Below are 12496 nucleotides of genomic sequence, written 5' to 3'. Positions count from 1 at the left end.
ACCGACGGAAGAAAAAACCTGCGTTTATGGGATGAATATCGTTTGACAACATGGTTCGAACCGTATATGCCAAGTTTTGACTCACAGTAAACCGGAAGTTGCGGACAGGTTTCAGCGACAGCGCAATGTTTTGGTTAAATGAATTTAATTTAGATGGTTTCCGACATGATGCAACAAAACATATTGAAACAGAATTTTGAGATTATTGACTTACAAAATAAAAACTGAAATTGAAATTCCACAAAACAGAAATATTTATCAGATTGAGAAACATTTGGTTCACGCGAATTAATTGGTTCGTATTTAGGAACAGGTTTATTAAATGCAAATTTGATTTTGCTTTTATATTTTGACGCAAGAAGTGTTTTTGCAAACAATGAGGTTGGCTTTGATCGGTTAAATTCCAGTTTAAAACGAAACATTTAATTATTTGGTTATCATCACGTAAGGGTAATATAACAGGCAACCAGGATATGGCGAGATTTATTTCTTATGCCAGCGGCGATTTAAAATGGAGTGAAAACGATAAGGAAGCCGGTTGGAAACCGCAAGATTGAAGTTACCGATACAATAGGTTATGCCAACGAAAATGCTACATGCTTTAACATGACAATCCCGGAATTCCGATAATATATTATGGGGATGAAATTGGAATGCCCGGAGCAAACGACCCGGATAATCGCAGAATGATGGAATTTGATAACTTGAACAAGTATCAACTCGATGTAAAAACCAATACAGTTTCGACCACTTACAAATTTGCGCAGCAGCCATATGGCCTTGTTATATGGAGATTTTCGATATTGCAGGTGAGCCCTAATTTTTATATATTTCCAAAAAGCCCTTATTTTGATGATGTGGTTTATGCATTATTCAATAAAACAGTAGGCGTTGTTATGCCATTAACGAATATTGAAGCCGGCAAACCTTATCATACAAATTTTAGTAGCGCTAAAAAAATGAATACCACAACGATGCAGGTTAAGGCATAACCTATATTCATTTGAAATAATTACTTTGAAAATTAACCAGCTCATTTTTTATGAATAAAACGTTATCGTCCTAACATTTTACAATCATTGCAGCCTCAGTTCATTTTATTCGCAGCACCTGAATGGAGTAAAGACATCAACCATTTATGAAGTAAATATCCGCCAATACACGCCGGAAGGCACGTTTGATGCATTTGCTACATTTTCTCAGGTTCGATGCATGGGGAGTTGGTATTTTATGGATGATGATATTGCAACCCATTGGTGTTATTAAACCGGAAAGGTAGTTTAGGCAGCTATTATTCTATTTCTGATTACACAGCAACCAACCTGAATTTGGATCGCTAAAGATTTTAAAAAATTAGTTGATGAAGCCATAAACATGATATATGTTATCCTCGACTGGGTGGCCAATCACACGAGCTGGGATCATGTGTGGATGAAAACATCCTGATTTTTATACGACCGATAAAGTCCGGTAAATTATTCCTCCCGTGGCCGACTGGAGTGATGAGCGGATTTAAATTATGATAACAAAGCCATGCGCGCAGGCTGATTGAAGACATGAAATATTGGATAACCGAAGCTGATGTTGATGGTTTCAGATGTGATGTTGCAATGATGGTTCCTGATGATTTCTGGAAAGAAGCATTAACCGAATTAAGCGAAAATAAAACCGACATTTTCCTGTTATCCAAGCAGAAGGCCCGCAATTACATACTGATGGATTTCATATGACCTATGCCTGAATAAGCATCATGTCATGAATGAAATTGCAAAGGGCACAACCGACCGCCGATACCATGGATGTGGCAATTCAGAAAGATTTGAAAACTATACAGCAGATAGTTACTTCATGAACTTTACCAGCAATCATGATGAAAACAGCTGGAACGGAACCGAATTCGAAAGAATGGGAAATGGGGCAAAAACATTTGCAGTAATGGCCGCAACAATTCCGGGCATGCTATTGATGTATTCCGGTCAGGAAGTTGCATTGGATCGCCGATTGAAATTTTTCGATAAAGATCCAATAACCTGGGTCGACACAAAATTACACGCAGTTTTATACAACACTTATTCAATTAAAAGAAGATAACCCTGCTTTATGGAATGGCTCCTATGGTGGTGCATATACAAGAGTTGCTACACAACACGATAAAATTTATTGTTACACCCGCACGGCTGGAGATAATAAAGCAATGGTTATACTAAATTTATCTTCCGACGCACACGATGCCGTATTTTCAACCGATGGCGGAAAATATAAAAAACTACTTCACCGGAAAAAAACAAAAATAAAAACGGGTAAAAAAGTTAATATTCCGGCCTGGGGGTATTTGGTGTTGGTGCAATAAAATTAATTTAAATATCGTGAATGATTTATCATAAATGACGGCACATGTAACCGGATTAATAATTTTATAAATAACATTGGCGATGTATGGAATCGCAATGTATTGTTTTTTAAAATTTGTAAAATAAAACCTGCTTTATTACTCGTAATAATAGCAGGTTTTATTTTAAGGGTATATGTGTCTTCAGATAATTATTTACACCCCTGGGACGAGCGTTATCATGCACTTGTGGCAAAAAACATGATTTCCCATCCGCTAACACCAACACTTTACGAAGATCCTGTATTGCCTTACGATTACAAAGAATGGTACAGCAACCATTATTGGGTTCATAAACAACCAGTGCCACTATGGTTTATCAGTGCAAGTTTGCAAGTGTTTGGAATAAATGAATTTGCAGTCCGAATACCCGGCATTTTATTAACAACACTTGGTATTTTTTTAGTTTATTATATCGGTAATTTCTTTTAACAAACGTGTGGCATTCATTAGCGCATTGCTGTATTCAATGAATGGTTTAATAATTGAATTAACAGGGGGCAGAGTTCAACCTGATAATTATGACATATTCTTTTGTTTTTTATACAGCTGGCGGTATTTTTTTGTATTAAATTTATTAACACAGAAAAAAAGGCTTATAACATTTTAGTCGGAGTTGCAATTGGGTTTGCTATTTTAACCAAGTGGTTACCGGCATTAATTGTATTACCAATCTGGTTTATACTTGTTTATGACAGCGATAAATTTTCAAAACAGCAAATTTTCAGGCAATTGGCATTGCTGGTATTCGCCTTAGTTGTTGTAGCACTACCCTGGCAAATTTATAGCGCCAAGGCCTTTCCACTTGAAACAGCATGGGAGCAATATTATAATAATTTGCATTTAACTGAAGCACTTGAAGGTCGATCGGAGGACAGGTGGTTTTTTTTAGCAAGGCTAAGAATAAGTTATGGCGATTTAATTTATTTACCGCTAATATGGTTTACCATACAAACCCTAAAACGTAAGTTTTTGAATAAACAATATGCATTATTAATTTGGGTATTTATACCAGTAATCTTTTTTACAATTGCCGAAACCAAAATGCAGGGTTACATTTTATTTACTGCTCCGGCTCTATTTATTATTACAGGATTGTTTTATGATAAAATAAATGAATTAAAATTTAGTGGAATTAAAAGAGTTTTTGCAATCATTATTTTGGCCTTGCTAATTTTACTTCCCTTTAGATATTGTGTAGAACGAACCAAAATGTTAAACCCAAACACAACTTCTACCGAATGGGTAAAAGATTTAAAAAAACTGGGTGAAACCAATCATGGTAAAGCAATTCTGTTTAACTATCCCCGTCCAATTGAGGCCATGTTTTATACCGATTTTATTGTTTATAATACAATACCGGATATTGAATCATTAAGGGAATTCAAAAACTAGATATAAAATTTACTTTTGCTGGAAGCAATAACCTACCTGAAACTACATGTGAAAACCCTGATTATCAGATAATTGAGATGAATGATATCCCTGAATTAAAATAATAATACTTTACGTTTAAAATTCCATCTGTTGAAAGGTTTTTGTCAAATTATATCTTTTCATTATAATTTTATATTTTTATTATTAATAGGCATCATTAAATAAATGGCGCGCTTTGAAAACAACAATTTTTTATTTACTGGCATTAAGCGCATGTTTAAAGTCTCAACACCTTTGTGATGTTTGGTATTCAAGTTATAAGCAAGTCGGTTATAATTCTCCGCCATCACCAATTTATAAACCGGGATGGCAATTAATCTTTAACGATGAATTTAATGACAATGAAGTTAATCCTGAATATTGGAATAAAAGCACCAATACTGATGATGCATATCACAATTGCCTTCATGGCATAGTTTTAATCCTAATAACGTAACTGAAGCAGACGGTTCTTTAAAATTGACACTAAGTAGTGATGATTATGCAGGTTGCGCACATTCTGGTGCTGAAATCAAAACATTTTCAACAGACGACGATAGCTTTAAGGAGTTTAAATTTACCCTGATTCTTATATTGAAATTAGAGTCAAAAACCTACCTTTTTCCAAAGGCGCAGGCTCTGCTTTTTGGTTATTTGTTGCAGGTGGTGGAGATGCCTGAATATAGAGAAATTGATATTTGGGAAACCTATAGCGGCCACAAAATGTTTTAAAATCCAATTATCACTGGGACTATGGAACGCCTGAAATTGCAGCTGGAGAATCTCAAAAGATTCACCTATTTAAACAATTGTTTTTTGAACCGTACAATTTGGACTATCAATGGGTGAATATTGGTTGCGAATGGCATCAAAATATTATTAAGTTTTATTTAAATAACAGTTTAATTAGAACGATTGAGGTTTCAGGCTTAAATAGTGAAGATATGCCATTTGATCCGGTTGACAAACCTATGCATATTCGATTAAGTATGCAATCGCCATTAACATGCGATATTAATGAGGATTATGTAGATGATTCGGCATTACCCAAAATATGTATGTTGATTATATTCGGGTATATAAACAATCGGGTACTGAAGCGGTTCCATTTATTCAAACACCTTCTGAGTTTTGTATTAATTCAACAGGTGAAAATATTTCATGTGCATATTATCCGGATGTTAATTATACTTGGACATCCACAGCATTTGATTTTGGGCCTAATGATGATAATCTGCCTTCTGCAAGATGGATTACATTAAAACCGTTTGTTACCCCCAATAATTATTATGATATAACGGTTACTGCTAATTTTGAAAATGGATACGCTGAGACACATACTTACTCAATTTACATCGCAGGTAATCCAATATTACCAACAGGTGTTATATCAACTGTTCAAAGTGCGCCTTCCTCATGTTATTTTTTGCCAGAATTCCACAAACAACAAGATCGGAATCTATTTATTGGAGTGAAAACGCTGGCTTAACGTGGACAACAGGTGATACATATTTGTCAGATGGGTATTTATTATAGCAAGTATGGAGATTTTTTTAAAATCACACCTTCGGCGTAAAGTTGAAAACTATAAATGCTTGCGGGAGTTCAATAATATCATCAACAAAATATTTTACGACACCCAACGTTATTACGTGCTGGCTTAAAACAGATAGCACTAGTGAAAATTTAAATTTGCACGATCCGTATTTATCAAATAATATTTTAATTTATAATAACGAAGTTGAACTCTATTACGGCAAAATATTTATTGATGTACTTGATTTAACCGGTAGAGTTCTGTCGCATGAATTATTAAGCAACAACTATTCTATAAATTTGAATCACCTTGCTGCTGGTTTATACATATCAATAGCAACGAACGAATATGGTCAAATTTTAAATACTTATAAATTTTATAAAAATTAATAAGCGTAGGACAAAATAATTATTTCAATCCTACCTACTATAATTCGGCGCCTCCTTCGTAATCACAACATCATGTGGATGCGATTCACGAATACCACTTGCAGTTATTTTTACAAATTGAGCGTTATGTAATGATGCAACATCTTTCGCACCCGCATATCCCATTCCGGCTCTTAAACCACCGATGTATTGAACCATCACTTCCTCTAATGTGCCTTTAAACGGAACGCGACCAACAATGCCTTCAGGAACCAATTTTTTAATATCATCTTCCACATCCTGAAAATACCTGTCTTTTGAACCCATTTCCATGGCCTCCACACTGCCCATTCCGCGGTACGATTTAAATTTTCGGCCTTCGTAAATAATTGTTTCGCCCGGACTTTCTTCCGTTCCCGCTAATAAACTACCGGCCATAATGGTATCGGCACCCGCAACAATTGCTTTCACTATATCACCTGTATATCGAATTCCACCATCACCAATTACAGGAACTCCTGTGCCTTTTAATGCATTGGCCGCATCGTTTATCGCGCTGATTTGTGCAACACCAACACCCGCAACAACGCGCGTAGTGCAAATACTTCCGGGACCAACTCCAACCTTAACACCGTCAACACCGGCATCAGCAAGCGCTTTTGCGCCGGCTCCGGTAGCAACGTTGCCCGCAACCACCTCCAAATCCGGAAATTTCGATTTTACGGTTTTCACCATATCAATCACCCCTTTCGAGTGACCATGAGCAGTATCAATAATAACCAGGTCGGTTCCTACAGCTCTTAATGCCTCAATGCGCTGAATGGTATCATGTGTAACACCAACTGCAGCGCCAACCAGCAAGCGACCATATTTATCCTTACATGCGCGCGGGTGACTCGCCAGTTTGAGGATGTCTTTATACGTAATCAATCCCTTCAAAATGCCATCTCCATCAACAACCGGCAGTTTTTCGATACGATAGTTTTTGAGGATATTTTCAGCCTGCTGCAGCGTAGTGCCTTCAGGCGCGGTAATCAAATTTGTGGTCGTCATCACCTCAGCAATCGGCCGCTGCATATTCGTTTCAAAACGCAAATCGCGGTTCGTTAAAATCCCAACCAGCTTCTTATTTTCATCAATCACCGGAATGCCACCAATTTTGAACTCCTTCATCATAGCAAGCGCATCACGAATTATTGCATTTTGTGACAGGGTAACAGGGTCAATAATCAGTCCACTATCACTCCTTTTCACCCGTCTTACTTGGTCTGCCTGCTTCTCAATACTCATGTTTTTGTGAATGATGCCAATACCACCCTCTCTGGCCATGGCAACTGCCATCTTATACTCAGTCACAGTATCCATTGCAGCGGATATAATAGGCACATTAATACGCAAATTGCGTGTGAGCCGCGTCGATATGTCAACTTCACGTGGTAATACTTCAGAATAGGCCGGAACTACAAGGAGATCATCGAAGGTGAGACTTTCACCCAAAAACTTAGTTGAGAGATTTTCCATGTGCAAAGATAGAACGGGAATTTGAATTTGCAAAAGCGCTTTTTGGTTAGTTGGTCGGGCTATCCGTTCCAAGTCCTCGTCATTCGTGCCTCATTCCTGCGGGCTTTCCACTGCTATCCCTAACGCGATTCTGAGCATGAAATGTGATTTATCTTCTAATTGAAAATATGAAAAATAAATAAGAATCTTGGCTCGTCCGCCGCAGTGCAGCTCCGAATTCGAAAATGTTGAATGTGTAGGGGCGGATGCAATTCGCCCCTACACATTCAACATTTTCTTACTTTATAGGTAATGATTAAAAATTCCATCTGAGTGCGCTAAACGAAAGAATTAATATGTAGTGGCAAATTGCAACTGCCCATCCATAAATAACCAGAATATCATTAAAATCGTTAGCATCTTGCTCAACAAATTAAAAAGCAACTCAACGCAACCAAAAAAAAGGCTTAGCGCAACTTGCAAATTATAGTATATCCAAAAATGCGCAAGTTTTGGTATTGATAAGCAATGCGTTAGAAGTTTTTAGTTAATTGATGGAAGTTGGTTATATTCGTAAATATATTGTTAGTGGCAATTAAATAGACGACCCGAAATGATAATAGGTTTGACAAAAAAACTTCAATCTGAACTTGACAAAATAAATTCACCAGTCAGACTTCTTACAAGTGAGGACACGAAAATTAAAATGAATTTTGACAGTTGGGCATTTGCAAAAATGATAGCAGAAATATTGATGTTTGCCGTTTCGTGGACAGCGAACAAATGCAACTTCAATTAGTGGACAGAGAAATTATTGCTGGACAAATTGCAACAAAGGATTTGGCAGAAATCTCAGTCATCGTTGACGGTTGGCTTTCAAAAAATAAAACTGTTGGACAACTTAAAGACGAGAATAACGATTTTAGCATTTCAGAAACGTATTCAAACTTACTGACATTAACTATTGACGAAGTTTTAGAAAAAAGGTGGACAAGTGAATACGAAAGAATAATAAAACGAGAGACACTTTTTGATGGTGACTTGTTTATATCTTTAAAAAATAGACTTTGCAACTTGTTTCCTTTCTTTAGCCACGACAATTTATGGTTCAGTAATATCCTTGAACTTCCGAATGACAATTTTAAATCGCCAATAATTTATTGCAACAAAGACACTTTTGAAATCGGACTAACTTTGGACAATTCACAAACAAACCACTCATTTAAAACTAAAGACATAGACGAAGCAGTTCACAAAACAATAGAACTTTTGCCAACAGATTTTGAAAAGACAACAAATCCGTTAACAAATTAATTGACACTAACATGGGTTTGGCGAAAGTGGGGCTTTAGTGCTAGGCTGAACATTTGTACTTTCTATTAGCGTTTGTAATAAATTTGAATTTTAGTAATTTTTAAACCCCACCTTCGCCAAGCCCAAAATCGTAAGCACTTTCGGAAAGAAAAATGCATCATTTCCTATAAATGAAAATTTGAAAATAAACTCGACTTTCCTCTTCGTTCGCCGTAGTGCAACGAAGGAGGCTTTCCGCGGGGAATCAGCGTTCCAATAAATTACAATTTTATCATTTTGTAAATGATATTGAATGTGATTATCCAAAACATGTAAAAAATAAACACCGGGAATTATACTATTGGCCGGAATTACAACTGTTGAATTACCTGACGTAGTTTGATATATTACAGATCCATTTAAACTGTATATCGTAATTATACTATTTGAAAAATTTTCCGGCAATTTAATTTTTAATTCAGTTGAAAATGGATTTGGTGAAATTTCTATTGATGTAAATGCTGTAATTTCATTTGATGATAAAACAAAATCACATGTGGTTGTTGAATCTATTTGAACATAACCAATTTCATTATCATAATAACACCTTAAATTTCCACCTTCATAAAAATCTATCAGACAACTATTTGAATGTGCAAATAAATAACTGAGAGCACCAATTCGTTCAATAACAGGTAATGTGCCGAAATTCCAATAGTCGTCATCGACACTGCTGGTAAACAATTGTGTTAATTCAAAACCGCCAATTAAAGCCGTGTTAACATTATCAACTTGAATAAAGCCGATTGAGTCGCAATCGCCAAAATTTGAAACACCACCAACCTCCCATAGATCGCCAACTTCAGCATTAAAATCATATAATGTATAAAATGAACCTAAACGAAAATTATATACTACACCTAAATCAGAATATACATATTCATTGTCCAGGTAAAACGTATCAATAACTGCATCCGGATTGGATAAATGATACCGAAATTACTATAATATATTTGTATTAACAAATTCATTGGCACTTTGTGACTCTTGTCTCCTCCCCCGAAATACACCTGAGCAGTGTGTTTAACGCGAGTTAAGAAGTGAATTCGTATTCGATTAATTAACCAATAATAACAATAACAACGAAATTGAACTTGTGTAGGGGGGATTCAATTCCCTCCACACAAGTACATTTTCTAACTTTCAGCACAACTAAAATCAACAGAATAATTGCGCTAAATGAATAGTTAATAATGATTCAATTCGCTCTGCAAATATGAAATTTTCTAACATTTCAGTCAAAATGAAAATCAAAACACTGATCAAGTAGTAGATGTAAATATAAAATGAGGGCGAATTGCATCCGCCCTTACATTTTTTAACTATTCGTTGTCGATAAATTTGTTATTTCTTTGTCCCCAAAAACATCATTTTACAGGTGTTACAATATTCCGGTTTAAAAAAAGCATAACTTTTACTTAAAATATTTTTAAAGCTAAAGGAATAGTTATTTTTGTTTTTGGCCAGAAAATAATTTAAAAAAATTATGGCTTTAGTCTATCAGGTATTTAGCAGTAGAAAATCCGGGCATTTAAAAATTGGAATTATGCATGGCTGCCACATACTTTACTACTATTTGCACCAAAAAAGAATTCCATTTTTAGGTAAGGGAATTTCCAATTCAAATAAAAATTCATTTAAAGACGAGCGCAATTGCGAGATAATATCAAGTCATGGGCGCAAATTCTTTAATTAGACCTGATATGAATATTCAGCTTGGTGCATTTCAATTAATGCCTGATCATCTTCATGGAATTATTAAAATTGGCATTAATGTATTCAATCAGCATTTATATCCCAACAATAAAGTTCTTGAAAACCCATTATCACATTCATTAAATTATATTGATTCCAAAGAAAAATCTTCCTAATAAACATAATTTACATTCCATTATTAGGATTTAAGCAGCGGTAACAAAGTCTGCGATAACATACAATTTGGATTTTGAGTGGCAAGTGGTTATTATGAACATATAATAAGGTCCAATGCAGAGCTTGGACAAAATAAAATATTATATTTTAACTAACTCAATCGTGCCGTGACAGCCGAATTTGCGATGCCGAATAGTTAAAAAGGGCTGATCCGACTCATATTCTTTTAAATGTAAGGGCGGATGCAATTCGCCCTACACATATAAAATTTTCTTACTCTCCATAAAAAATGAAATTCAAACCGCATAATTTAGTTGACGAATGAATTAAAATGAGGGAATTGCATCCGCCTACATTTTAATTCATTCGTTTTCGATAAATGACCAATTTAAATAAAAACAAAAAAAGAATTCATTAATTGAAAATGCTTTTACCCGAATAAGTTTTTTTAATCTAATTTAGCATATTCACATAAATGTATCGTCATATCAAACTAAACCCGATATCATGCAAACACTCGATAACATCGAAATCACCAGATTTAATACCGATAAAGGCGGTGTTATTCCCGCACAACCGGGTTTTACATTAGTTGTTATAGGTATTATTGCAATTGTGTTTAATGGTTTTAAAGTTTTTTGCTTGGGTATTCTTGCTTTTGTATTTTGTTACTGCTGGTAAACATGGAATTGAAGTAAATTTAAATAACAATCAATTTCGTGATTATTATTCCATATTTAAAATGAGATGGGGAAAATGGAAAACAATAGCGGCACCCGATTATCTGTTAATTTCTAAATCACCAAAATATTATGGAGCGCCGGTTTTAAAAACAATGTCTACAAAAAATGTTATTATATATTACGACCTCGATTTAATTACCAAAGGCGATCGCGATGTTTTATTACAACGTATTGCCGATTATCAGGAATTGTTACACTTAGCAAAATTGGTTGCAGACGACCAAAATTGAAAATTTGTGAAAAGGTAAACAACGAATACATCTGGTTAAATTAAAAGGCAATACGTGATTGCCTTTTAATTAATTTCTGTTTTTGTTTACAAATTTTTCTTTAACACGCGTTAAACTGTTTTTTATGAAAGTGATGTCATGTTCATGTATGGCATACAATTTTGCCTGCTTATAGTATTTAATCGCAGGTTTAAATAACAATGTCGTTTCACAGCTCATGGCGAGGTGTTTATAGACAAAAAATTTATTTACGCCTTCAATTTGCAAACACGATTCGGCATATTTTATTAATGTTTCGTGTTTATTTAACGATATAGCAATTAGTACGTTACATGATATACGGGAATAAATCCCGGTTTAAAACGTTTACATAAATCGAAATGATAAAGGCCGTGTCGTATTCCGCTAATTCATGGTAATATAACATCCCCATTTCAAAAATGAGCCGCACCGCAATCAGGTTCTTCTTCAAGAATATCTTCCAATAATCGTTTAGCTTTTTGCATTTGTTTTCATATAAATATTTATTAACGCTATCATTTTTCTTCTATATTAAATAAAATGTTCATGTTAAAAATTTAATTAATCAATAAATTAATTGGTAGCCTATTAAACAGCATAACCATGTGGCACTCAAATCAATTAACCCTTAACCACCATTTATTGGAGTCTGCCCCATTGCAGACTCCCGCATCTGGTAATTACAAGTATTTTTTTGTTCTTAAAATGCCCCTGAAGTTATTTTTACGAACTTTAAAATCTGCTTTTGGGCGACCTTGTCTACTTCAGGGCGTTGGACAAAACATATTTTCTTATGCTATTCTAACCACTTTGGTTTAAAACATTCCAATAATGTTTACCAATTCGTTTTGATATTGCATTACTTCGTTAATGTCTTTATATGCATCGGTGATTCATCAATATCGCCACCCAATTAAATGCACGCCTGCTTCATGTAATTTTTCATCCATCATTTTTGTTTGAAATTATTTTTTAGCAGCAGTCACGACATTTTTCTTCCGCACACATGTGATGCAGACGGAGTGAATGTGCAATTCCGTTTTATTCAACAATAAATCCGGGAGCAG

General features: G+C 35.0%; 15 protein-coding genes and 1 pseudogene. 14 read left to right on the top strand and 2 right to left on the bottom strand.

Annotation, left to right across the window (positions count from 1 at the left end):
- Positions 1–653: 653 nt before the first annotated feature.
- The 10 genes and pseudogenes from IPI65_16740 (at position 654) to IPI65_16695 (ending at position 5731) form a co-directional block, all read left to right on the top strand.
- A complete protein-coding gene (locus tag IPI65_16740; protein MBK7443093.1) occupies positions 654–992 on the top strand; it encodes a hypothetical protein in 339 nt (112 codons plus the stop codon).
- A 64-nt stretch (positions 993–1056) separates the two neighbouring features.
- Positions 1057–1446: pseudogene (locus IPI65_16735) on the top strand (hypothetical protein).
- 110 nt (positions 1447–1556) lie between these two features.
- On the top strand, positions 1557–1730 hold the full coding sequence (locus tag IPI65_16730; GenBank protein ID MBK7443092.1) for a hypothetical protein: 174 nt from the start codon (positions 1557–1559) through the stop codon (positions 1728–1730).
- Between the two features lie 25 nt (positions 1731–1755).
- Positions 1756–2091, top strand: a complete 336-nt coding sequence (locus tag IPI65_16725) for a hypothetical protein (GenBank protein MBK7443091.1) — start codon at positions 1756–1758, stop codon at positions 2089–2091.
- Positions 2072–2350 carry an alpha-glucosidase C-terminal domain-containing protein gene (locus IPI65_16720; GenBank protein ID MBK7443090.1) on the top strand — a complete coding sequence of 93 codons (279 nt, stop codon included), beginning with the start codon at positions 2072–2074 and terminating at the stop codon, positions 2348–2350. Before IPI65_16725 ends, IPI65_16720 begins: the two co-directional genes overlap by 20 nt.
- A 102-nt stretch (positions 2351–2452) precedes the next feature.
- A complete protein-coding gene (locus IPI65_16715) occupies positions 2453–2821 on the top strand; it encodes a glycosyltransferase family 39 protein (protein MBK7443089.1) in 369 nt (122 codons plus the stop codon).
- A gap of 102 nt (positions 2822–2923) precedes the next feature.
- Positions 2924–3784, top strand: a complete 861-nt coding sequence (locus IPI65_16710) for a phospholipid carrier-dependent glycosyltransferase (GenBank protein MBK7443088.1) — start codon at positions 2924–2926, stop codon at positions 3782–3784.
- A 441-nt stretch (positions 3785–4225) separates the two neighbouring features.
- Positions 4226–4537: a hypothetical protein gene (locus IPI65_16705; protein ID MBK7443087.1), complete on the top strand. Its 312-nt coding sequence runs from the start codon at positions 4226–4228 to the stop codon at positions 4535–4537.
- Positions 4538–4859: 322 nt separating this feature from the next.
- Complete coding sequence (locus tag IPI65_16700; GenBank protein MBK7443086.1) at positions 4860–5294, top strand: hypothetical protein; 435 nt, start codon at positions 4860–4862, stop codon at positions 5292–5294.
- A gap of 203 nt (positions 5295–5497) precedes the next feature.
- Positions 5498–5731, top strand: a complete 234-nt coding sequence (locus tag IPI65_16695) for a T9SS type A sorting domain-containing protein (protein MBK7443085.1) — start codon at positions 5498–5500, stop codon at positions 5729–5731.
- Between the two features lie 30 nt (positions 5732–5761).
- Here IPI65_16695 and guaB read toward each other — a convergent pair whose 3' ends face one another.
- Positions 5762–7231 carry an IMP dehydrogenase gene (gene guaB, locus IPI65_16690; GenBank protein ID MBK7443084.1) on the bottom strand — a complete coding sequence of 490 codons (1470 nt, stop codon included), beginning with the start codon at positions 7229–7231 and terminating at the stop codon, positions 5762–5764.
- Between the two features lie 777 nt (positions 7232–8008).
- On the opposite strand from guaB, the gene IPI65_16685 reads away from it, so the two are divergent.
- On the top strand, positions 8009–8524 hold the full coding sequence (locus IPI65_16685) for a hypothetical protein (GenBank protein MBK7443083.1): 516 nt from the start codon (positions 8009–8011) through the stop codon (positions 8522–8524).
- A gap of 90 nt (positions 8525–8614) precedes the next feature.
- Here IPI65_16685 and IPI65_16680 read toward each other — a convergent pair whose 3' ends face one another.
- Positions 8615–9247: a T9SS type A sorting domain-containing protein gene (locus IPI65_16680; GenBank protein MBK7443082.1), complete on the bottom strand. Its 633-nt coding sequence runs from the start codon at positions 9245–9247 to the stop codon at positions 8615–8617.
- Positions 9248–10236: 989 nt separating this feature from the next.
- Here IPI65_16680 and IPI65_16675 point away from each other — a divergent pair.
- From IPI65_16675 to IPI65_16665, 3 genes are all read left to right on the top strand, one after another.
- Positions 10237–10434, top strand: coding sequence for a hypothetical protein (locus tag IPI65_16675; GenBank protein MBK7443081.1), 198 nt, complete (start codon positions 10237–10239; stop codon positions 10432–10434).
- A gap of 508 nt (positions 10435–10942) precedes the next feature.
- A complete protein-coding gene (locus IPI65_16670; GenBank protein MBK7443080.1) occupies positions 10943–11116 on the top strand; it encodes a hypothetical protein in 174 nt (57 codons plus the stop codon).
- Between the two features lie 61 nt (positions 11117–11177).
- The gene (locus IPI65_16665; GenBank protein MBK7443079.1) at positions 11178–11408 is read left to right on the top strand and encodes a hypothetical protein; all 231 of its coding nucleotides are present in this window, start codon (positions 11178–11180) and stop codon (positions 11406–11408) included.
- Positions 11409–12496 lie beyond the last annotated feature (1088 nt).

The sequence above is a fragment of the Bacteroidota bacterium genome (assembly GCA_016706255.1).
Lineage (GTDB): Bacteria > Bacteroidota > Bacteroidia > Chitinophagales > BACL12 > UBA7236.
Note: the sequence above shows the minus strand (reverse complement) of the source record. Positions and strands in the feature narration are given on the sequence as shown.

Coding starts and splice junctions, on each gene's coding strand:
- IPI65_16740 (MBK7443093.1), top strand. CDS start 654: ATGCCCGGAGCAAACGACCCGGATAATCGCAGAATGATGGAATTTGAT.
- IPI65_16730 (MBK7443092.1), top strand. CDS start 1,557: ATGAAATATTGGATAACCGAAGCTGATGTTGATGGTTTCAGATGTGAT.
- IPI65_16725 (MBK7443091.1), top strand. CDS start 1,756: ATGAATGAAATTGCAAAGGGCACAACCGACCGCCGATACCATGGATGT.
- IPI65_16700 (MBK7443086.1), top strand. CDS start 4,860: ATGTATGTTGATTATATTCGGGTATATAAACAATCGGGTACTGAAGCG.
- guaB (MBK7443084.1), bottom strand. CDS start 7,231: ATGGAAAATCTCTCAACTAAGTTTTTGGGTGAAAGTCTCACCTTCGAT.
- IPI65_16675 (MBK7443081.1), top strand. CDS start 10,237: ATGGGCGCAAATTCTTTAATTAGACCTGATATGAATATTCAGCTTGGT.
- IPI65_16670 (MBK7443080.1), top strand. CDS start 10,943: ATGCAAACACTCGATAACATCGAAATCACCAGATTTAATACCGATAAA.
- IPI65_16665 (MBK7443079.1), top strand. CDS start 11,178: ATGAGATGGGGAAAATGGAAAACAATAGCGGCACCCGATTATCTGTTA.